The organism is Psychrobacillus sp. FSL K6-1415, assembly GCF_038003185.1.
Taxonomy (GTDB): Bacteria; Bacillota; Bacilli; order Bacillales_A; family Planococcaceae; genus Psychrobacillus; species Psychrobacillus psychrodurans.
In genome coordinates this window covers 2,554,224-2,575,139 of record NZ_JBBOOQ010000001.1, presented here as the reverse complement: position 1 = coordinate 2,575,139, position 20,916 = coordinate 2,554,224, and the positions used below count along the sequence as shown (strand labels likewise).

General features: G+C 35.4%; 23 protein-coding genes. 19 read left to right on the top strand and 4 right to left on the bottom strand.

What is annotated here, in order from left to right; genetic code table 11:
* Positions 1 to 319: 319 nt before the first annotated feature.
* Both MKY60_RS12190 and mtnN read left to right on the top strand, forming a co-directional pair.
* Positions 320 to 1,006 carry a YrrS family protein gene (locus tag MKY60_RS12190; protein WP_340929999.1) on the top strand — a complete coding sequence of 229 codons (687 nt, stop codon included), beginning with the start codon at positions 320 to 322 and terminating at the stop codon, positions 1,004 to 1,006.
* A gap of 94 nt (positions 1,007 to 1,100) precedes the next feature.
* Complete coding sequence (mtnN, locus tag MKY60_RS12185) at positions 1,101 to 1,793, top strand: 5'-methylthioadenosine/S-adenosylhomocysteine nucleosidase (RefSeq protein WP_241596552.1); 693 nt, start codon at positions 1,101 to 1,103, stop codon at positions 1,791 to 1,793.
* 196 nt (positions 1,794 to 1,989) lie between these two features.
* Here mtnN and sigK read toward each other — a convergent pair whose 3' ends face one another.
* Together sigK and pssA are read right to left on the bottom strand one after the other, a co-directional pair.
* Positions 1,990 to 2,718, bottom strand: a complete 729-nt coding sequence (sigK, locus tag MKY60_RS12180; RefSeq protein ID WP_090564485.1) for an RNA polymerase sporulation sigma factor SigK — start codon at positions 2,716 to 2,718, stop codon at positions 1,990 to 1,992.
* Between the two features lie 223 nt (positions 2,719 to 2,941).
* Positions 2,942 to 3,481, bottom strand: coding sequence for a CDP-diacylglycerol--serine O-phosphatidyltransferase (pssA, locus tag MKY60_RS12175; RefSeq protein ID WP_090563892.1), 540 nt, complete (start codon positions 3,479 to 3,481; stop codon positions 2,942 to 2,944).
* A gap of 91 nt (positions 3,482 to 3,572) precedes the next feature.
* On the opposite strand from pssA, the gene MKY60_RS12170 reads away from it, so the two are divergent.
* From MKY60_RS12170 to MKY60_RS12115, 12 genes are all read left to right on the top strand, one after another.
* Complete coding sequence (locus MKY60_RS12170; protein ID WP_340929997.1) at positions 3,573 to 4,355, top strand: phosphatidylserine decarboxylase; 783 nt, start codon at positions 3,573 to 3,575, stop codon at positions 4,353 to 4,355.
* Between the two features lie 38 nt (positions 4,356 to 4,393).
* Complete coding sequence (locus MKY60_RS12165) at positions 4,394 to 4,915, top strand: YqeG family HAD IIIA-type phosphatase (protein ID WP_241596551.1); 522 nt, start codon at positions 4,394 to 4,396, stop codon at positions 4,913 to 4,915.
* Entirely contained in the window at positions 4,912 to 6,015 is a 1,104-nt protein-coding gene (yqeH, locus tag MKY60_RS12160) for a ribosome biogenesis GTPase YqeH (RefSeq protein ID WP_340929995.1), read from the top strand. The genes MKY60_RS12165 and yqeH overlap by 4 nt, the downstream gene beginning before the upstream one ends.
* A gap of 10 nt (positions 6,016 to 6,025) precedes the next feature.
* A complete protein-coding gene (gene aroE / locus MKY60_RS12155) occupies positions 6,026 to 6,856 on the top strand; it encodes a shikimate dehydrogenase (protein ID WP_241596548.1) in 831 nt (276 codons plus the stop codon).
* Positions 6,843 to 7,148 carry a ribosome assembly RNA-binding protein YhbY gene (yhbY, locus tag MKY60_RS12150; protein WP_090563882.1) on the top strand — a complete coding sequence of 102 codons (306 nt, stop codon included), beginning with the start codon at positions 6,843 to 6,845 and terminating at the stop codon, positions 7,146 to 7,148. The genes aroE and yhbY overlap by 14 nt, the downstream gene beginning before the upstream one ends.
* A complete protein-coding gene (locus MKY60_RS12145; RefSeq protein WP_340929993.1) occupies positions 7,145 to 7,717 on the top strand; it encodes a nicotinate-nucleotide adenylyltransferase in 573 nt (190 codons plus the stop codon). The genes yhbY and MKY60_RS12145 overlap by 4 nt, the downstream gene beginning before the upstream one ends.
* Entirely contained in the window at positions 7,707 to 8,282 is a 576-nt protein-coding gene (yqeK, locus tag MKY60_RS12140) for a bis(5'-nucleosyl)-tetraphosphatase (symmetrical) YqeK (protein WP_340929992.1), read from the top strand. The genes MKY60_RS12145 and yqeK overlap by 11 nt, the downstream gene beginning before the upstream one ends.
* Positions 8,279 to 8,632, top strand: a complete 354-nt coding sequence (rsfS, locus tag MKY60_RS12135) for a ribosome silencing factor (RefSeq protein WP_090563876.1) — start codon at positions 8,279 to 8,281, stop codon at positions 8,630 to 8,632. The genes yqeK and rsfS overlap by 4 nt, the downstream gene beginning before the upstream one ends.
* Complete coding sequence (locus MKY60_RS12130) at positions 8,632 to 9,366, top strand: class I SAM-dependent DNA methyltransferase (protein WP_241596540.1); 735 nt, start codon at positions 8,632 to 8,634, stop codon at positions 9,364 to 9,366. Before rsfS ends, MKY60_RS12130 begins: the two co-directional genes overlap by 1 nt.
* Positions 9,367 to 9,777: 411 nt before the next feature.
* Positions 9,778 to 10,395 (top strand): helix-hairpin-helix domain-containing protein, encoded by a 618-nt coding sequence (locus tag MKY60_RS12125; protein ID WP_340880039.1) that lies wholly within the window; start codon positions 9,778 to 9,780, stop codon positions 10,393 to 10,395.
* A 70-nt stretch (positions 10,396 to 10,465) separates the two neighbouring features.
* Positions 10,466 to 11,047, top strand: a complete 582-nt coding sequence (locus MKY60_RS12120; protein WP_340929990.1) for a ComE operon protein 2 — start codon at positions 10,466 to 10,468, stop codon at positions 11,045 to 11,047.
* 173 nt (positions 11,048 to 11,220) lie between these two features.
* Entirely contained in the window at positions 11,221 to 13,311 is a 2,091-nt protein-coding gene (locus MKY60_RS12115) for a DNA internalization-related competence protein ComEC/Rec2 (RefSeq protein ID WP_340929988.1), read from the top strand.
* 237 nt (positions 13,312 to 13,548) lie between these two features.
* Here the strand turns inward: MKY60_RS12115 and MKY60_RS12110 are convergent, their stop codons facing one another.
* Positions 13,549 to 13,683: a YqzM family protein gene (locus MKY60_RS12110; protein ID WP_090563866.1), complete on the bottom strand. Its 135-nt coding sequence runs from the start codon at positions 13,681 to 13,683 to the stop codon at positions 13,549 to 13,551.
* Between the two features lie 155 nt (positions 13,684 to 13,838).
* Between MKY60_RS12110 and holA the strand changes: the two genes are divergently transcribed.
* Positions 13,839 to 14,843 (top strand): DNA polymerase III subunit delta, encoded by a 1,005-nt coding sequence (gene holA / locus MKY60_RS12105; RefSeq protein WP_093496127.1) that lies wholly within the window; start codon positions 13,839 to 13,841, stop codon positions 14,841 to 14,843.
* Between the two features lie 422 nt (positions 14,844 to 15,265).
* Here holA and rpsT read toward each other — a convergent pair whose 3' ends face one another.
* The gene (gene rpsT, locus MKY60_RS12100) at positions 15,266 to 15,514 is read right to left on the bottom strand and encodes a 30S ribosomal protein S20 (RefSeq protein ID WP_090563860.1); all 249 of its coding nucleotides are present in this window, start codon (positions 15,512 to 15,514) and stop codon (positions 15,266 to 15,268) included.
* 148 nt (positions 15,515 to 15,662) lie between these two features.
* Here rpsT and gpr point away from each other — a divergent pair, with 148 nt between their 5' ends.
* From gpr to hemW, 4 genes are all read left to right on the top strand, one after another.
* Positions 15,663 to 16,679: a GPR endopeptidase gene (gene gpr / locus MKY60_RS12095; protein WP_090563858.1), complete on the top strand. Its 1,017-nt coding sequence runs from the start codon at positions 15,663 to 15,665 to the stop codon at positions 16,677 to 16,679.
* A gap of 54 nt (positions 16,680 to 16,733) precedes the next feature.
* Positions 16,734 to 17,552 (top strand): stage II sporulation protein P, encoded by an 819-nt coding sequence (gene spoIIP, locus MKY60_RS12090; RefSeq protein ID WP_241596533.1) that lies wholly within the window; start codon positions 16,734 to 16,736, stop codon positions 17,550 to 17,552.
* A 309-nt stretch (positions 17,553 to 17,861) separates the two neighbouring features.
* Positions 17,862 to 19,691: a translation elongation factor 4 gene (gene lepA / locus MKY60_RS12085; RefSeq protein ID WP_090563854.1), complete on the top strand. Its 1,830-nt coding sequence runs from the start codon at positions 17,862 to 17,864 to the stop codon at positions 19,689 to 19,691.
* A gap of 62 nt (positions 19,692 to 19,753) precedes the next feature.
* The gene (gene hemW / locus MKY60_RS12080) at positions 19,754 to 20,887 is read left to right on the top strand and encodes a radical SAM family heme chaperone HemW (RefSeq protein ID WP_093496125.1); all 1,134 of its coding nucleotides are present in this window, start codon (positions 19,754 to 19,756) and stop codon (positions 20,885 to 20,887) included.
* The last annotated feature ends 29 nt before the right edge of the window (positions 20,888 to 20,916 follow it).

Genomic DNA, 20,916 nt, shown 5'->3' with positions numbered 1-20,916 from the left:
GAAATATATAATATTGTACCGTATACAGTGTGTTTAAGGTAAAAGAACGAATAAATAACACTAAAGATTTCCGTTTCGGGTGGACGCTTTCCACAGAAAGCGTCCGCTCGGAGTGGAAATAACGGCATGTTCATGTTCCTTAATAGAAAAGAATGAATAGAATCATATACCTAAAATACTGGTCAAGCATTTGTGTAAAAATGGTCTACCGAGATTTGATGATGACTATCAATCGAACTATTTTTGAGATTGTTGAAACAAAACCCTATCATTGTCGTCTATTTGTAGTATATTCTCTTATATTGAAGGAGGAATTTACATGCCAGAAAAGAATACGAAATTTGACACGCGTTTGGATCAACGAAATCATAAGAGAAAAAAGAATAACATTTTAAATATACTTATAGGAATAGTAATTCTCCTTATCATCATAGTGACTGTAAATCTTGTTACAGGTGATGAGGAGAAAGAAAGTGCTACAACTAACATAAAAACTGAACAAGAAGAAAATACTGAGAATGAATCGAAAGAGCAAGAGAAAGACAAAGAATCTGAAGAAGTAGTGGGGAATAGTACTGGCTCCACTGATTCTACTTCGTCAAGTGAAGAAACAACATCAGAAACAGAAGAGAATGAAAGCACTGAAACGGAAGAAAATGAGGGTGGTACTGTAACTACAGAACCATCAGACGAAACCAATGTCGATTCTGTTGTAATAGATTCAGGATGGCAGCCTGTAGGGACTGAGCAATCAGGAAATCATGTTTCTAGTTACGACAATTCATCTGTTGACTGGGATGAAAAAGTTAAGGCATTAGCGTATGCTGCTAATTTAGATACGTCCAATATGTATGTAAAGTTTATCGGTAATGGTGGAAGCCCGCAAAAATCCATTGGAACTGTCACTTCAAAGGATGGAAGTGAAATTTATCGTATCTCCCTAGAATGGATCGATGGTGAAGGCTGGAAACCAACTAAAAAAGAAATACTTAAAACATTAGAATAGAGCTCTGAATATATGTAAAAAGAAAAGCTTCTTGACTTAAGAAGCTTTTTTCCTTATTTTTAAAGAAGTGCATTTTAGAGAGGGGCAATAAACAATGAAAATAGCAGTCATTGGTGCAATGGAAGAAGAAGTAGAGCTTCTGAGAAAAGAAATAGAAAATCCTGAAACAAAGACAATCGCAAACAGTGAATTTACAAGTGGGACATACAAGAATCATGAAATTGTTTTATTGAAAAGTGGAATTGGGAAAGTGAATGCAGCAATGACCACTTCCATATTATTAAGTGAATACAAACCAGATTATGTCATTAACACTGGTTCGGCAGGTGGTTATGATCCAAATCTAGAAGTTGGGGCCATCGTAATTTCACATGAAGTAAGATACCATGATGTGGATGTAACCGCTTTTGGCTATGAAATTGGTCAAGTACCACAGCTCCCAGCATCATTTAAAGCAGACGAGCAATTAATGAAATTAGCAGAGGATGCTGTACTTGAAATTGGCGAACACCAAGCTGCAACTGGTTTAATCGCTACGGGTGATATCTTTATGCATGATCCTGCAAAAGTAGAACAGGTACGTATTCATTTTCCACAAATGAAAGCTTGTGAAATGGAAGCAGCTGCAGTAGCACAAGTCTGCCATCAATTTGAGGTTCCTTTTGTTGTAATCCGAGCACTTTCTGATATTGCTGGTAAAGAGTCTTCTATCAGTTTCGATGAGTTTTTGCCAATTGCTGCAAAACATTCAACACAAGTAGTCTTAAATGTAATTGAAAAACTATAGGTTTGTCATTAAATTGCCATACTGAGTAGTTTGACACATATTAATAATTCTCCTATTATGTGCTATGATAATGTCATCAAGCGCTTTCAATGTTAGAGGGGGAGATCCAATGTTATTTTTAATGGCGATGTCAGTTTTAGTTACAGCGGTTTTAGCATTTATCATGATCGCAGAGACAAGTGAAGATTGATCCTACCTAAGCTCTTTTGGTGTTTGATACATCAAAAGAGTTTTTTTCATGTATATAGGATTGATACAGTTTTACTAATGCGCGTTTTTCAATCCGAGAAACGTAACTTCTAGATATTTTTAGTTGCTTAGAAATATCTTTTTGAGTCATTGGTTCATGACCAAGTAATCCATATCTTCGGATGATAATTTCGAGTTCTCTGCTTTCAAGTTGTGACAAATGTCTATATAAGTTATTTGTATCCTCTTCCTCTACTAGCTGTTCATCTGTGCTTTTATCGATACCTGGAAGCAGGTCTGTAATCTCTAAAGAGTGACCATCCTTATCCATACCAATTGGCTCATGTAGTGAAACATCTTTTTGTACCTTCTTTAATGATCGTAAATACATTAATATTTCATTTTCAATGCATCTGGCAGCATAAGTGGCTAGTTTAGTTTTCTTCGTCGGGGTATAGCTGTTGACAGCCTTCATCAGACCAATTGTACCGATAGAGATATAATCATCTAATAGTTCATGTTTTGGGTGGAATTTCTTTACAACATGAGCAACCAATCGCATATTTCGTTCAATTAGTTCGTCGCGAGCAGATAAATCGCCTCCTAAAAAACGATCTATCATGACTTTTTCTTCTTCCGGACTGAAGGGTTGATGAAATGCCTGGCCTTTCAAATAACCAAGCACGAGAGGGAATTCTACAAAGATGCTTATAAAGGCAGTCATTATACCTGTAATGAGGTTCACCTCCATCTAGTTGTTAGTCTAATGTATGTCGAAAGCTGGCGAAATATGAAAAAAGCGACCGCAAATTCGCAGCCGCTTTCTTTAAATTTAACACGTATACACTTTTTAAGTCATTTGCTGTCTAGCTCCAGCGCCTAGCTCTTCGAGTCGCTCCAGAATTTCGGGCGCAGAAGAACGTTGTCAGGGCTAACATAAGCGCTTGAGCATTCTGTCATTAAACTTTTCTTAGTGTAAATGTACTGATCATTAGCAATGCGAGAATTATGAACAAAAACATATACGAAACAGATGGTATATATTCTATCGCAAAATAAGACAGGGTTAAAATCACACCAGCAACAGTAATTGGTAGACCTGTAAAAAAACCATTCGGTTCAGATATATTAAATCGTGCAAGCCTGAAAGCACCACATGCTATATAGATGACAGTTATAATCATTCCAGTAACACTAAACTCTTGTAGTACCAATGAATACATCAGTAATGCAGGAGCTATCCCGAATGAAATAATATCGCTCATGGAATCTAGTTGTTTGCCTAATTCGGATTCAAGGTGAAATTTTCTTGCTACAATTCCATCAAATCTGTCTAAAAGGCCAGCTATAAATATAAATAATACACTGAACGTGTAATTTTCATTCATCGTTGCCATGATGGCTGCACCACCAAATGCAAGGTTGCCAATGGTGACCATATTCGCCGCATGTGATTTCAATTTTTTTACTGTTTGATACATCGCATTTAGTAAAAACATTGCAAATCACTCCTTTACAAATAACATATTTGTTCATTATACTTCGATTAAGTAAAAATAGTAAGTTTAATTTTTTCTAGGGAGCTAAAAAATGAGAGAAAGATTATATCAAACCATGATTGAATTAACCAATGGAAAATGGTCATCGTCACTAATCCGAAGCTTTACACAGTCCAAAATAAGCAAACATATGATTCCCTCTTATATAAAATATTTTAATATATCAACTCAAGATACTATACAAAAAAGCAATGATTTCCCTACTTTACATGACTTTTTTGTTCGAAAAGTTAAAGAGGATAGCCGTCCGATTGATAAGGGAACTACTAGCATTATAAGCCCTGTCGATGCTACAATAGAAACTTTTGGGGATATTACAGAGGATGGACTCTTTTATGTAAAACAGAAAACCTACACTTTACAGGATATGCTAGGTTCAGAAAAAATAGCTTCATCCTTTCAAAATGGAAAATATATTGTTTTATATTTAAGTCCAGCAGAATATCATCGAATCCATTCCCCAATTGATGGGAAAGTACTCCAACAATATATTCTTGGTGAAAAATCGTATCCAGTCAATAAATGGGGTCTTCAATTTGGAAAACAAACAATAAGTGGTAACTACCGAATGCTTACGGAACTAGAAATGCCAAATGAAAAAAAATGTATACATATAAAAGTAGGAGCGATGTTTGTAAATTCGATTGAGCTTACGAATAATTCTACTGTATGGAATAAAGGGGAAGAGGTCGGGTATTTCTCCTTTGGATCGACTGTCGTCATGCTATTCGAAGCGGATAGTGTGGAGTTCTCAAGTGAAGTTCACCCTGGTAAATTTGTCCGAATGGGTGAGAATGTAGCAAATATGCTATAATCATAAATAGAAAATGCCTCGAATTGGAGTGTTCGTCTTTGTATTCAAATTTTATACCTAGTGAATTTGTAAGAAGTGTCTATCATATAACACCTGAATTGCTAAAAGATAAAGGGATTAAGGCAATTATTACAGATTTAGATAACACATTAGTTGAATGGGATCGACCAGATGCTACCCCTAAATTAATCGAGTGGTTTGCATGTATTAAAGCTGCTGGGATCCAAGTAACCATTGTTTCTAATAACAATGAACTACGAGTTAAATCCTTTGCAGACCCTCTTGGAATTCCATTCATATTTAAAGCGCGTAAACCACTTGGAAAAGCATTTCTCCAAGCTTTAAGCATTATGTCAGTAAAACGGGAAGAAGTAGTAGTGATTGGTGATCAGCTATTAACCGATGTATTTGGCGGTAACAGATTAAAACTTCATACGATTTTAGTCATTCCAGTTGCAAAATCAGATGGATTTGTGACCAAATTTAATCGTATGGTGGAACGAAGAATTTTTAGTTACTTGGACAAAAAAGGACAAGTTACATGGGAGGAAGAAGCGTGACAGAAGCACCAAAATGTATCGGTTGTGGTACAACAATACAAACAGAAAAAGTTGGAGAGCCAGGTTATGCGCCAATTTCCTCTTTAGAAAAAGAAGATATTATATGTCAGCGTTGTTTCCGCTTGAAGAATTACAATGAATTACAACCAGTTTCATTGACAGATGATGATTTTCTACGAATTTTAAATAGCTTAGGCACGCAAAAAGGGTTAATCGTTAAAATAGTTGATATCTTTGATTTTAATGGTAGTTGGTTACCTGGTTTGCATCGTTTTGTCGGCAACAACCCTATTTTGTTGATTGCTAATAAAGCAGACTTACTACCAAAATCAGTGAAAAAAAATAAAGTCATTAATTGGATGAAGCTAGAAGCTAAAAAACTTGGTTTGTCTCCAATAGACGTATTATTTGTTAGTGCACATAAAGGGACAGGCATGCCAGAAGCGATGGAAGCAATTGAGCATTATAGAAAAGGCGAAAACGTTTATGTCGTTGGTTGTACAAATGTTGGAAAGTCCACATTTATTAACCGTATTATTAAACAAGCAACTGGAGAAGATGCGATTATTACTACTTCACATTTCCCTGGTACTACATTAGATATGATTGAAATTCCATTAGACGATAAAAAATCATTATTTGACACTCCTGGGATTATTAATCACCATCAAATGGCGCATTATTTAGATCCAACGGAATTGAAATATATTACACCAAAAAAAGAAATTAAACCGAAAGTATTTCAGTTAAATAGTGAACAAACATTATATCTTGGTGGTTTATCTCGTTTTGACTTTATTAAAGGTGAACGTGCAGCTTTTACTTGTCATATAGCAAATGATATTCCAATTCATCGCACAAAATTAGAGAATGCGGATAATTTATATAAAGAACATAAAGGTAAATTATTATCTCCACCTAGCGAAGAGTTTGCGGATCTATTACCACCTTTAGTTCGTCATGAATTTAAAATTAAAGATGATAAAACAGATATCGTATTTTCTGGATTAGGGTGGATTACTGTACAGCGTGGAGGAGTAATTGTAGCAGCTCATGCTCCAGCGGGTGTAGAAATTTCAATTCGTCCATCGTTAATATAGGAGGGATATATTGAAAAAATGGTTTGCTGTGATAGGAAATCCAATATCCCATTCCTTATCACCTGAAATGCACGAGACATGGTTAAAACAATTGAATGTTGATGCAACTTATATCCCTATACATGTTGAACTAGATCATCTTGAGCAAGCAGTAGAATCGTTAAAACTTCTAGGATGCAGTGGCTGGAATGTGACTGTTCCTTTTAAAGAAGCGATTATTCCTTATCTTGATGAAGTGGACGATTCTGCAAAAGGAATTGGAGCAGTAAATACAGTTGTAAAAACATTGGACAACAAATATGTTGGGTATAATACCGATGGATTGGGTTTTATCAACTCCCTTGGCCGTATTTTACCTGAATACAACATATTGATAATTGGTGCAGGAGGAGCTGCACGTGGTATAGCTCATGCTCTCAAAACACAAGGTTTTACGCATCTGACAATAGCGAATAGAACGGTAGAAAAGGCAAGAGTATTAGTGGAGGAACTAAAGGCAGGACAGGCAGTTACTCTTGAGGTAGCTGAAAATACATTAATCAAGTTTGATGTCATCGTCCAAACAACGCCATTAGGTATGAAAAATAGCGATGCATCATTGCCAATTCAGTTACATCAGTTAAAAGAGAATGCAATTGTTGCAGATATCGTATATAATCCTTTAGTCACCCCTTTAATAGAGGAAGCGAAGAAATACAATGTTCGAACAATTAATGGTCTAGGGATGCTTGTACATCAAGGCGCACTAGCCTTTTCATATTGGAATGGAGTTAATCCCGATACTGATGGGATGATCCAACAATTGATAGATCAATTAGGAGGAAATTATGTTAACAGGTAAACAAAAAAGATTTTTACGTAGTCAAGCACACAATCTATCTCCGATTTTCCAAGTCGGTAAAGGTGGAGTAAATGATGCGATGATTAAACAAATCGGAGAAGCACTTGAAGTTCGAGAATTAATCAAAATTAGTATTTTACAAAATTGTGAAGACGATAAGCATGAAGTTGCAGAGGCCCTTGCAAAAGGTACGAGATCAGAGTTAGTGCAACTAATCGGTTTAACAGTAGTACTGTACAAACCGTCTAAAAATAATAAACGAATCGAGCTTCCAAAAGCGAGTCGTGCATGAGAAAAAAAGTAGGGATTTTAGGTGGGACTTTTAACCCGCCGCATATTGGTCATTTGATAATTGCAAATGAAGTACTACATGCGTTGAAATTAGACGAAGTGCGTTTAATGCCAAATGCTAACCCTCCTCATAAAGAAATAAAAAATAGAGTTACAGCTGCACAACGACTGACTATGGTGGAAATATCTATAAGAGAGATTCCCATGTTGAAAATAGAAAAGATTGAAATTGAGCAGGGAGTAACTTCTTACACTTTTGATACGATGGAGCTACTTAGAAAACGTGAACCGCTAACTGATTTTTACTTTATTATCGGTGGAGATCAGGTAGAAGATCTACCTAAGTGGTATAGAATCGAAGAACTTATACAAAATGTGCATTTAGTAGGAGTTCCTAGACCAAATAAATTGCTCAAAACTGCATATCCTATAGTAACTTTAGATATACCTCAAATCGATTTATCTTCTACTACCATTCGAAATCGAATAACAAATGGAGAAACTACTCAGTTTCTTATTAGTGATGGTGTTCGGGACTTTATCCGAAAGGAGAAGCTATATGAAACATGAACATTTACTTGCGCAGATGAAAAATCGGATGCCCGAAAAGCGATTTATACATACAAAAGGTGTAGCTGAAACAGCTATTACACTGGCTAAAATGTATGGAGAAGATTTTGAAAAAGCAGAGATTGCGGGAATTTTGCATGACAGTGTAAAGTATGCCAATCAAGAATGGCTAAGATCCATAATTGTTTCAGAAAAAATGAATCCATTATTATTAAATTTTAATCATGAATTATGGCATGCTCCTGTTGGTAGTTATTTAGCGAGAACAGAATTTCAAATCTCGGATCAGGATATTTTGCAAGCTATCGAGTTTCATACAACGGGTCGGGCTGGCATGTCGAAACTTGAAAAGATCATTTATGTTTCTGATATGATAGAGCCTAGTCGGAAATTTTCAGGAGTCGAACTTTTACGTGAAAAAGCAAAGGTCGATTTAGAAGATGCAATGACAAGTTGTATAAGGCATAGTATTTCATTTTTAATAGAAAAAAAACAACCGGTATTTCCGGATTCATTTCATTGTTACAATGATATGATACAACAGAGAGGAACAGTGAAAGAATGACATCTTCAAATTCATTAGTAGAAATCGCTTATAAAGCAGCGGACGATAAAAGAGCAGAGGATATTGTAGTATTAAATATGCAGGGGGTTTCATTACTTGCTGATTACTTTTTAATCTGCCATGCAAACTCGGATCGCCAGGTTCAAGCAATTGCAAAAGAACTAGAGGACCAAGCCTTCAAAGCAGGTTTTAATGTGAAAAGATTAGAAGGTTTTGATGAAGCAAGATGGATTTTAGTTGATATGGGTGACGTCGTAGCACATGTATTCCATAAGGATGAGCGTGCTTATTATAATTTAGAGAGACTTTGGGGAGACGCACCAATGATTCAAGTTGGGCTAGATGCTTAATGTCCACGTATGAACAATTTGCTTATATTTATGATTCATTAATGTCAGACATACCATATAACAAATATGCGGAATGGGTACAACAGTATGCACCTGTGACTACATCAAAAAAACTAGTCGATATTGGCTGTGGTACAGGAGTTCTTAGCAACCATTTTGCAAAAGCGGGGTATGAGGTAACAGGTGTAGATTTATCCGATTCTATGCTTACAGTAGCTCAAAATCGAAGCTTTGAAAATGGAACGAATATTTCTTTTATATGTCAATCAATGGCAGAACTTGAAGGTGTAAATGAGGTAGATGTAGCGGTTATTGCTATAGATTCTATAAACTATCTAGAGACGTTAGAAGAAGTAGAGCAGACATTCAAACGCTTGTTTGAAGCTTTAAATCCAAGTGGACAGTTATTTTTTGATGTCCATTCTCTTTATAAGATGGATGTTATATACCCAAATGGACCTTTTACGTATGAAGATGAGGAAGTTGCTTATATTTGGCATACAGAACCAGGTGAAGAAAATCATTCAATTTACCACGATATAACTTTTTTTGTACGTGATGAATCAGGTTATTATGAACGATTTGAAGAATCCCATTACCAACGTACGTATTCTGTGGAAACATTCAAGACTCTTCTAGAAACAGTAGGCTTTTCTTCCGTGAATGTCCGTGATGATATTTTTGGAAAGCCTATAGGAGAAGTGGATAGATGGTTTATCCATGCTGTAAAATAAGGTATACTGGGTGAGAGACGTATCAATCATCTAGGGTCCAAACCTGTTTCTATCGTTTAGAAGATGTGTGGACATACATTTTGCTATATTTATATCGAGTGAATTTTTAGGAATGCTTGTTAGTGTGACGACTGTCACAACCAACAAGCATCTTTTTTAGTCGTCTTGCTACTCTAAGATACTTGTAGGTGTTTTTGTAGAGGAAACTCTTGAAAATGCAATTTCTTTAGTTATTTAACTTCTCTATTTCCACTCGCTAAATCTTCCTTCTTCGTTAGTGACAGATCTTTCTTTTCCTAGTTATTGGTAATTTTTTACCGTTATGACTTTTAAAATAACCCTTTTCATCTACACGTAAATTTAGTATAGTTTTTATAACTCCATATAATTTACCTCTTATGAAAGAGGCTGATGATTCTGATTCAACAGTTCGTCCAGAAATATAAGAAAATGCTATTACTCCCAGTAGTAGTAATAGGAATAATACTGTTCATCAGTATTCAATCCTTTCTAAAATCGGCTACCCCCAAAGCTGATTCAATCCCAACTATCCCATTAAAAGAAAATTTTCCAGAAGAAGAAATAATTGAATATGTAGAAACTCCCCTTGTTTTTGTGGAAGTAAAAGGTGCTGTAATGAAACCGGGTGTTTATGAACTTTTAGAAGGAGATCGTGTATTAAATGCGATTGAAATGGCTGGTGGCTATTTAGAGTCTAGTAACTCAAAACATATTAATCATGCAGAGCGTGTGAAAGATGAGATGGTAATCTATGTTCCTGAAGAGGGCGAAGAAGTAGAAGAAGTGCTGTTACCTACTAGCAGTTCACAATCGTCGTTAGTAAATATAAATAATGCTGATTCTACAGTTTTGTCTACTTTACCAGGCATTGGAGCAGCTAAAGCCGAGGCAATTATTTCTCATCGCGAGCAATCTGGAGCCTTCAAAGAAAAACAGGATTTAAAGAAAGTAACTGGTATTGGACAAAAAACATATGAGAAACTGGAACCATTAATATCCGTAAAATAACAAACGAATTATTGAAGTTTCTTACACAAACTACTACACTTAGATAAACGTATATTTTGGAGGTAATTATATGGAGAGAATAACATGGGATCAATTTTTCTTGGCTCAGAGCCATTTACTTGCACTTAGAAGCACATGTACACGTCTTGCAGTTGGCGCTACGATTGTGCGTGATCGCCGAATTATGGCAGGAGGATATAATGGATCTATCTCAGGTGGTGACCATTGTATTGATCATGGATGTTATGTCGTGGATAACCATTGTGTGAGAACTATACATGCAGAGATGAATGCTCTTTTACAATGTGCTAAATACGGGATTACAGTGAGTGGTGCTGACCTATATGTAACTCATTTCCCATGCTTACCGTGTACGAAATCAATCATTCAAGCTGGGATTAGTCGTCTGTACTATGCTCAAGACTATAAAAACAACTCTTATGCCATTGAATTGTTAAGTAAGGCGGGAGTCGAAGTTATTCATGTGCCTTTCGATGAACGAAAGATAGATTTCTTGAGTGATGAAAAAGTTGCGTTGTACACAGAACTAATATCAAAGCTGAAAGAAAAAGGAGCAAGTGTTGAAGAATTAGCACCATATGAAATGAAGGTGGCAGAACTATTTGGATTAACAACATCCGCGGAAATTTAATATATATCGCTATAGCAGTTATAGTAGGTGTAATAGCAGCTTACGAATCTACCATTATCCTGTTCTTCTTGTTTGTAATTCTTTTTTTGCTTTTATATAAACAGTTTTCAGTGTCATTTATAGTAATTATTTTATGTTTAGGAATAAGTTGCTATTTTTATACTTTGCAGAGAATGCCTATTCCTTCACTAGCTCAAAATGTCACCCAAATTACTTGGACAGACACATATCGCATTAATGGAAGCACTCTACGTGGTTTTGCTATATCAGAGAACAAGGATAAGTGGTATGTTCAATTAAAACTGGAAAGTGAACAACATAAGGAAGCGTTCAAAAAACATTCCCTTGCAGGAATAACTATGAATATACGCTCGGAAGAAACTTCTAATGGACCAAAATCACATATGTATGCATTTAATATGGAAAATTATTTAAAAAATAATGGCTCTGTCGGACAACTTCAAGTTACTCAGTATGAGCTCATTGGAAAAAATACAGATTTTATAACTTTTATGGCAGGGCAGCGTTTTAAGGTGAAACAGCATATACGGGATCGCTTTCCATTATCGCTCCAAGCAGAGGCAGAAGCACTTTTAATAGGTAGTAGGGAGCAAATGCCTTCCGATATGCAAAGTGCCTACCAGACACTCGGTATAACGCATCTATTTGCTATTTCTGGTCTACATGTTGCGCTCATCGTTTGGTTAATTTTTGAAATAATGATTCGTTTAGGTGTAAGAAGGGAAACCGCAAACTGGTTGTTAATAATTGCACTACCTTTATATGCTTTGCTTGCTGGAGGGGCGCCTTCCGTATGGAGATCTGTTTCTGTAACAGAGATTGTTTTAATCTCAGTACTTTTTCAAAGAAAAATAGCAATAGAAGACGCTTTTTCATTAAGTTTTATGGGATTTGTCTTTCTAACACCTTGGATTATATTCCAAATTGGTTTTCAACTCTCCTATTTAGCTGCATTTTCACTTATTTATTCCTCGATTTTATTAAAATCAACTCATTCCTATTTATTACAATCGTTTATTCTAACTGCAGTTTGTCAAGTTATCGTTTATCCTATTCTTCTCTATCACTTTTATGAAATTTCTATTTCTTCTTTCCTCGCAAATTTAATATTTGTTCCCTTATTTACGTTTCTCGTTTTACCTCTTAATCTTTTGTTTCTGTTGCTAACATTTGTAGTGCCTTCTATCTCTGAAGCTTTGTTTCTCGTGTATGAACCTATTCGAGGCTTAATTGATATTCTCATTCTAAAGTTAGGTACATTACCATACCAGATGTGGAATCCTATGAGGCCGGAGAACTGGATGATACTTCTTGCCTACACTAGCGTGATTGCAATACTTATCTCCATAGAAAGAAAAAAGAAGGTATTTGGATGTACCCTTTATTTCTTAATTACTCTATTAGTTATTCACTTAGCTCCTCTTACGGATTCAACAACCCGAATTACCTTTGTAAATGTTGGACAAGGTGATTGTATACTAATTGAAATGCCTTACCGAAAACAAGTAATAATGATAGATACAGGTGGATTACTAAGGTTCGATCAAGAAACTTGGAAACAAACAAATGAACCTTACGAAATTGGTAGACAGGTTGTTTTGCCTTTGTTAAAAGGAAAGGGTATAAATGCAATCGATATACTTATCATTACCCATGCAGATGCTGATCATATGGAAGGTGCAGAAGAAGTTCTAAGAGGAGTAAAAGTAAAGGAGATTCATATTACTCCTGGTTCTTGGGAGAAAGAAGTAATGGATGATTTAAGGGTGGAGATTGATAAGCAACGAATCCCGGTTTATGAAAAGATTGCTGGGGACATTATCTTTTCAGATTACTATCATTTTCAATACTTATATCCAATGGATGAAATATATGAGGGGAATGATGATTCTCTTGTATTATCAATGAGAAATAATAATTTTCATGGATTATTCATTGGAGATTTAGAGGAACGAGGTGAGTTAGATCTAGTGGAGTATTATTCACGAGCAATACAACAAATTGATGTATTGAAAGTAGGTCATCATGGCAGTAAAACCTCTAGCACTGAGCAGTTTTTGAATTTGGTTCAGCCTAGTGTAGCGATAATACAAGCAGGCTTTGAAAATCGCTATGGTCATCCACATCCAGAGGTGGTCGAGCGTCTAGAAGAATTGCGAATTCCTTATTTACAGACAGGGACGGACGGTACTATTGAAGTCGAGATTAATAAAAGTGGGGATATGACTGTTACAATTCCATAAGTATTTAAAGGACAAAGGCTTAATAAGCCATATTGTGTGGCCACGTCTGACTAACATCCTGTGGCAAAAGGAGAATGAAGCTGTGCCCCAGATGCTTAGAATGTTTCCGCTTGCTATATTATATTAGCTTCGAAATATGAAAGTGCAGTGAAAAAAGGGTTTTACCTCCACGAGGCAAAACCCTTTTAGTTTTCAATCAGTACGATTGAAGAATATCTCACTAATTGAATTTTCATTTTATCGAGCTACGAACTCAATAACGGTTGCAATGACAAACATTATTGCAAAAAAACCAAAGGAGACTACAAAACCTACACCAGAGTCGATCGCGTCGTTACGTTTCGACTGGACATTTTGTTCAAACTCATTCATTGTTACCCCTCCTATTTCCACCTAATTATAAAGGATTGCCTATAAAAAATCTATATACAAACTTTTCTTTTTCTAGTAAGGCATATAATGTCACAATTTATACACGTATTTACGATATAATGAAATATAACTATACATAGCAAGGAGCACTTAACATGATTTCAGAAAAGTGGATGCAGATATCTAATAATAACATTTCTTCTGTGTATTTATTATATGGAAATGAAGCATATTTTATCGAAGAAACATTAAAAAGAATTAAAAGACAATTAAATGATCAAGGGGAATTAGAAGTTATCACCTTCGATATGGAGGAAAGTAAAGTAGACGAGGTTATGTATGAGGCAGATACTATTCCTTTTTTTTCAGATAAGAAACTGGTTATAGCAAAAAATGCATTCTTTCTAAAAGCGACTGAAAAGGGAAAAGAAAAAATAGTCCATGATACGGTTAGTCTAGAAGAGTGGTTGAAATCTCCTTCACCATCAGCAATCACTGTTTTTATAGCACCTTATGAAAAACTAGACGAACGTAAGAAAATTACAAAAGCTATGAAACAGACAGCCAATGTTATTGAGTCAGTTAGCTTACAGGTCCATGATTTAAAGGGATGGATTTTACATGAACTTTCTACACATGGGAAAACGATGTCTGATGAGTCTATAGATTGCCTTATTGAACTTGGTGGAACGGATCTTGTTCATCTGCAGACAGAGTTAGCGAAAATAGCAACTTTCGTTGGCGAAGAGCAAGAGATCGATAGTGACACAATAAAGAAGTTGCTTGTACGTACTCTAGAGCAGGATGTTTTTACATTAGGAAATGCTTATCTTTCGGGGCATAAAAGTGAAGCGATTGAAATTTATCACGATTTATTGAAGAGAAAAGAGGATCCATTAAAGCTAAATGCTTTAATAGCAACACAAGTTAGATTAATGGTCCAGGTAAGCCACTTAAAGAAAAAAGGCTATCATGCTCAGCAAATTGCCAATCAGCTTAAGGTCCATCCATACCGAGTAAAGTTATTAATAGATCACCCTATGCTTCACAATGAACAAAAACTGCTGCAAACATTGAATGATCTTGCGACAGTCGATTTACAGTTAAAAACACTAAATATAAATCGAGATAGAATTTTAGAGATGTTTTTGCTGAAGTAAGGGGCTTAATCGTTATTAAGTTCACTCTATAATCTTTGGATTTAAGTATGTTAATCCACCAATAAATACGTGATTAAAGATGGTTTTTCCAAGTTATAGTCTGTTAAGCAGAAATTGCTAGTCACTTCATTTTGTGATGGTGTTTTTACGGGCATTTATGTTAATAACAGGATTCCAAGATATGTTCATGATTCTTTCTTTAAATCCTACTCTTTAGGGGGGATAGCGCGATTTGATATTCTATATTAGAACCTAAAAGTAATAATCAACGAGAAACCTTTTGTGCAATGTTTTTTTAAAAAATAGTTTCTTTTATGTGAAGTCAAAAATGCTTTTACAGAATTTTCACCGTGCACTTAAGGGGAAAACTATTTTTTGAAAAAAATAAAGACTATCCGAAATAATCGGATAGTCTTTTTTTATTACGCTTTTTTCATTAATTGAGACTTCTTACGAGAAGCTGCGTTTTTATGAATTAATCCTTTTGAAGCTGCTTTTTCAAGTTGTTGAATAGCAGTTTTAATTAGATCTTTTGCGTTTTCGTCGTTATTAAGAGCAGCAGTATCAGCTTTTTTCACAGCAGTACGCATTGCTGATTTTGCTTTTGCGTTTTGAGTGTTTAATCTCTCATTTGTCTTAACACGTTTAATAGCAGATTTAATGTTTGGCATACCTTTCACCTCCTAATAAGGTCTGAGATGATACATTTCTTTCTAATACAACAAGCATTATTTTAACAAACACAAAAACAAATTGCAATATATAAATGCAAAGAATATTTACTTGACACATCGACCACACTAAATAAGAGGTGATATTATGTGGGGAAGAACTGATTTATTAGATGAATCAGATGAAATGGTAAAGCATCGTACAGGCGAGGAGAAAAATAAACTTAAAAACTCCGAAGGAATTACATTCGAAGAAAATCGTGAAGGTGCAGTACTTGTGACATCAATTGAAGTCAATGAAGAAGGAGAAAAGAAATTAGGAAAGAAAAAAGGTAAATATATTACTTTAACGGATTTGACGGTGAGTCCGGACCAAGAGGATAGTTTCAAACCCTTAGAAAAAATATTTATCGAAAAACTTAGAGAGATGCATCATGATTTAAATCTATCGAAGGACTCAAAAATATTAATCATTGGATTAGGTAATGCAACTATAACTCCTGATGCCATTGGTCCAAAGGCAATTGAGTATTTACAAAGTTCTTCATTGACTGAAAGTGCTGAACGGGTAAAAGTAGTGATGTATGCTCCAGGGGTAACTGGACAAACAGGTTTTGAGACAAGTGATTTTGTAGAAGCAATTAGTAAAGCATATAAACCAGATCTAATCATTGTGTTAGATGCTTTAGCAGCTAGAAATAGCGAACGCCTATGTAAAACTATTCAGCTGACAAATACAGGAATACATCCAGGATCAGGTGTAGGAAATCAACGAAAAGAAATATCGGAAGAAGTATATGGGGTGCCAGTAACAGCTATAGGTATTCCGATGGTTGTGGATGGACCAGTTTTATATGCTGATGCAATGGAGCAAGTCATTCATTATATTGCTTCTAAGGTGGAGGAAAAAGGGCGACCTTCCTCTGCATTAGCGGTAACGCCGATGGTTTCTAATAAAAAACCGAACATCGACAAATCTGTACTTCAACCAATTTTTGGAGAATGGGTTACGTGGTCTACGGAAGAAAAAAGAAAGTTGTTTGAAGAAGTATTTGTCGGTAAAAACCCATCCCTATTTGTAACCCCTAAAGAAACGGATGCTTGGGTTGAACACTATGCATATATATTGTCTAATGGGATAGAAAGTTGGATTACAACTAGATAAAGTGTTCTAAAATTGCCGCTCTCTTCATACGATTGTGTGAGGAGAGTGGAAATTATGGCTAAGTCCTTAAAGAATGTAGTTAGCATTTTATTACTTTTATTTTTAGCACCAATTATTATTGCAACCGTCCAAACGCCTCTTTTCCCGCAACAAAAGCAACAAACCGCAACAAAAGAAGTAACACCAAAAGAGGAGAGTACTACTGCAGTCGTCTACGCCGCGCAGTTAGAAACAAAAACTGCTGCTCCCGAAATTTTAGAACCTAAAAAAGCATTTGTTTATTTTACCCATTCTCAAGAAGCCTATAAGCCTATACTAGCTGCTAAGGGTGAGAAAATTGCAACGTACCATTCAGAAAACAATATTACGTCCTTCCAAGAGCAGATAACTGCTCAATTTGCAGTTCATCAATTAGAAACCGATATTTTGGGGCCAGAGAGTACAGGAGATGCGAAACAATATGATTCAATAAGACCTTTTGTTCAACAAGCAATTGGGCAGAAAGAATATGATATTATTTTAGATATTCATAGAGATTCCGCAAAAGCAAATGTGACGACGCTTATAAATGGAGAAGAACGCTATGCTAAATTTATATTTGTTATTGGCCGAGAGCACCCCAATTATAAATGGAATGAACAACTCGCACAAAATCTCTCTGATCAACTAAATAAATTAGTTCCTGGAATTTCACGAGGAATTCTACCACGGGAAGGAAAGGGAGTAGACGGTGTTTACAATCAAGACCTTTCCAAAATTTTACTCAATGTAGAATTGGGTGGCATCGATAATAATGAACAGGAATTAAATCGTTCTATTGCAGTTTTAGCAAAAGCGATATCGAATATGTTAAATGAAGATTTACCAATATAAGTAAACAATAAGAGATGAAGCAATTCTGCTTCATCTCTTTTCATAAGGAATATATACTCGTAGATTGTGTTATTAAGAGGTTTTTGATAAGATTAAAGTCTGGCGAAAAATTATTTATTTTAAAATACATAAAAGTATATTAAATAGTGAAACCCGAACAACGTTGATATCCACTCAGCACGACATCAATTAATTATGGGTTCAACTCAATTTAAACAATCTAGAATGTACATACAATGATACAGTAATATTTTTTAAACAATCCTTTATCTGTTATAATGCAAGTAGTTTAATTAGGAGTGAACAAGTATGAATAATGATGAGAGACTGGCACGACAGAAGAAAATACGTAATTTTTCGATTATTGCCCATATTGATCATGGGAAATCGACACTTGCGGATCGTATATTAGAAAAAACGCAAACGGTAACATCTCGAGAAATGCAGAGCCAATTACTCGATTCAATGGATCTTGAACGTGAACGTGGTATTACTATAAAATTGAATGCTGTTCAATTGACTTATAATGCAAAAGACGGTGAAGAGTACATCTTCCATCTTATTGATACTCCAGGTCATGTCGATTTCACCTATGAGGTGTCTCGTAGTTTAGCTGCCTGTGAAGGTGCTATTTTAGTTGTAGATGCAGCACAGGGAATTGAAGCACAGACACTTGCAAATGTTTATTTGGCTTTAGATAATGATCTTGAAATACTTCCAGTTATCAATAAAATAGATCTTCCAGCTGCAGATCCAGAGCGTGTAAGAGCAGAAGTTGAAGACGTTATTGGTTTGGATGCCTCAGAAGCTGTTTTAGCATCTGCAAAAGCTGGTATTGGTATCGAAGAAATCCTAGAACAAATTGTAGAAAAAGTACCTGCACCATCTGGAGATCCAAATGCCCCTTTAAAGGCTTTGATATTTGACTCATTATTTGATCCTTATCGTGGGGTAATTGTTTATATTCGTATTGTGGAAGGTACAGTTAAACCAGGCGATACGATTAAAATGATGTCTTCTGGCAAGGAATTCGAAGTAGTAGAAACTGGAGTATTTACTCCTAGAACGACACAGCGTTCTGAATTGACTGTTGGTGACGTTGGATTTTTAACAGCTTCGATGAAAAACGTAGGTGACTCAAGTGTCGGTGATACGATTACTTTAGCTAACAATCCTGCTTTGGAACCTTTAGCTGGATATAAAAAAATGAATCCAATGGTTTTCTGTGGGTTATATCCAATTGACAATACGAAATACGTTGATTTACGTGAGGCTTTAGAAAAACTTCAACTGAATGATTCAGCATTAGAGTTCGAACCGGAAACTTCCCAAGCATTAGGTTTTGGATATCGTTGTGGTTTCCTTGGATTATTACATATGGAGATAATTCAGGAGCGTATAGAACGTGAATTTAAGATTGATTTAATTACTACGGCACCTAGTGTTATATATGATGTAAAGCTTACAAACGGAGATACTCTAAAAGTGGACAACCCATCAATGATGCCGGACGTCCAAAAAGTAGATACAATCGAAGAACCATATGTAAAAGCATCTATTATGGTTCCAGAAGATTATGTAGGTTCAGTTATGGAACTTTGTCAACGTAAACGCGGGAACTTTATCACGATGGATTTCTTATCGAAATCACGTGTTAATATTATTTATGAAATTCCTTTATCAGAAGTTGTTTATGACTTCTTTGATGCTTTAAAGTCGAGTACAAAAGGCTATGCTTCTTTTGATTACGACTTAATTGGATATAAGGAATCTAAGTTAGTGAAAATGGATATTTTACTTAACAGTGAGAAAGTGGATGCTCTTAGCTTTATTGTTCACCGTGATTTCGCGTACGAACGTGGGAAGGTAATAGTTGAAAAGCTGAAAGCTCTAATTCCTAGACAACAATTTGAAGTTCCAGTACAAGCTGCTATTGGACAAAAAATTGTCGCTAGGTCTACTATTAAGTCTATCGGTAAAAATGTCTTGGCGAAATGTTACGGTGGAGATATATCTCGTAAACGCAAACTTCTTGATAAACAAAAAGAAGGAAAAAAACGCATGAAGCAAGTAGGTTCTGTAGAAGTTCCTCAGGAAGCATTCATGGCCGTTCTAAAGATGGACGAGCCAAATAAATAAAAGTAAAAGAGGGGGCACTAGTAGCCTCCTTTTTCCTTTATGGAAAGAAAGTAGGGATAGTTATGGTACGAGGCGTATATATACATATTCCTTTTTGTCATCAAATATGTAATTACTGCGATTTCAATAAATTTTTCTTTCAAAATCAACCTGTAGATGAATATATTGAGTCTCTTGGAAAAGAAATGTCGTTATGGCAAAACGATGCAGAACCAGCTAAAATTGATACAATATTTATTGGTGGTGGAACTCCGACTTCTTTAACGGTAGAGCAATTAGATCGATTACTATCATTAATTCATAAACATATACCAATGGAACATGTAACGGAGTTTACGTCTGAGGCAAATCCGGATGAATTAACACTTGAAAAAATGCAGTTAATGCGTAAATATGGCGTAAATCGTTTAAGTATGGGTGTTCAAACCTTTGATCAAGATCTATTAAAAGTTTTAGGAAGAACTCATTCTAATGATCATGTTTATGAAGTTATAGAATATGCCAAACAAACTGAATTCCCATCAATTAGTATTGATTTGATGTATGGTCTTCCCAACCAAACGATGGAACAATGGAAAGCATCCTTACAGGAAGCGTTCCGCTTAAAAATACCCCATATATCTGCCTATTCACTTTTAGTAGAACCAAAAACGATTTTTTATAATTTACTATCCAAAGGTAAGCTATCTCTTCCTGGTGAAGACTTAGAGGCAGAAATGTATAGCTATTTATTAGAAGAAATGAAAAATCATGGTTATACTCAATATGAAATTAGTAACTTCGCATATGAGGGGAAAGAATCGAAGCATAATTTACTGTATTGGAACAATGATGAATATATAGGTTTAGGTGCTGGTGCTCATGGATATGTGAACGGTGTAAGATATTCAAATCATGGACCGTTAAAAAAGTATATGCAAACAATCGATTTAGGGGAAAAACCTCTTATGATGCAAAAAGAAGTAACAAAAGTGGAAAAAATGGAAGAAGAAATGTTTCTTGGTTTAAGAAAGAATGAGGGAGTATCACTAGAAAAGTTTGAGGGAAGATATGGTATCACACTTCATGATATTTACGGAAAAGAACTAGATGAATTACTTCAAAAGGAATTAATAATCATTCAAGATAATTTTGTGAGGCTTACTACACGGGGAAGATTTATTGGAAATGAAGTGTTTCAATATTTCCTGAAATAATTAAAGCTAAATCGTTGACAGTTTTCTGT

Bases quoted from the DNA above. Each gene is read 5' to 3' on its own strand.
- yqeK (WP_340929992.1), top strand. From the start codon at position 7,707: ATGAAACATGAACATTTACTTGCGCAGATGAAAAATCGGATGCCCGAA.
- rsfS (WP_090563876.1), top strand. From the start codon at position 8,279: ATGACATCTTCAAATTCATTAGTAGAAATCGCTTATAAAGCAGCGGAC.
- rpsT (WP_090563860.1), bottom strand. From the start codon at position 15,514: ATGCCAAACATTAAATCTGCTATTAAACGTGTTAAGACAAATGAGAGA.
- spoIIP (WP_241596533.1), top strand. From the start codon at position 16,734: ATGGCTAAGTCCTTAAAGAATGTAGTTAGCATTTTATTACTTTTATTT.
- MKY60_RS12115 (WP_340929988.1), top strand. From the start codon at position 11,221: ATGCCTATTCCTTCACTAGCTCAAAATGTCACCCAAATTACTTGGACA.
- lepA (WP_090563854.1), top strand. From the start codon at position 17,862: ATGAATAATGATGAGAGACTGGCACGACAGAAGAAAATACGTAATTTT.
- pssA (WP_090563892.1), bottom strand. From the start codon at position 3,481: ATGTTTTTACTAAATGCGATGTATCAAACAGTAAAAAAATTGAAATCA.
- MKY60_RS12110 (WP_090563866.1), bottom strand. From the start codon at position 13,683: ATGAATGAGTTTGAACAAAATGTCCAGTCGAAACGTAACGACGCGATC.
- mtnN (WP_241596552.1), top strand. From the start codon at position 1,101: ATGAAAATAGCAGTCATTGGTGCAATGGAAGAAGAAGTAGAGCTTCTG.
- MKY60_RS12125 (WP_340880039.1), top strand. From the start codon at position 9,778: ATGATTCTGATTCAACAGTTCGTCCAGAAATATAAGAAAATGCTATTA.
- gpr (WP_090563858.1), top strand. From the start codon at position 15,663: ATGTGGGGAAGAACTGATTTATTAGATGAATCAGATGAAATGGTAAAG.
- holA (WP_093496127.1), top strand. From the start codon at position 13,839: ATGATTTCAGAAAAGTGGATGCAGATATCTAATAATAACATTTCTTCT.
- MKY60_RS12145 (WP_340929993.1), top strand. From the start codon at position 7,145: ATGAGAAAAAAAGTAGGGATTTTAGGTGGGACTTTTAACCCGCCGCAT.
- yhbY (WP_090563882.1), top strand. From the start codon at position 6,843: ATGTTAACAGGTAAACAAAAAAGATTTTTACGTAGTCAAGCACACAAT.
- MKY60_RS12120 (WP_340929990.1), top strand. From the start codon at position 10,466: ATGGAGAGAATAACATGGGATCAATTTTTCTTGGCTCAGAGCCATTTA.
- MKY60_RS12190 (WP_340929999.1), top strand. From the start codon at position 320: ATGCCAGAAAAGAATACGAAATTTGACACGCGTTTGGATCAACGAAAT.
- MKY60_RS12130 (WP_241596540.1), top strand. From the start codon at position 8,632: ATGTCCACGTATGAACAATTTGCTTATATTTATGATTCATTAATGTCA.
- hemW (WP_093496125.1), top strand. From the start codon at position 19,754: ATGGTACGAGGCGTATATATACATATTCCTTTTTGTCATCAAATATGT.
- MKY60_RS12170 (WP_340929997.1), top strand. From the start codon at position 3,573: ATGAGAGAAAGATTATATCAAACCATGATTGAATTAACCAATGGAAAA.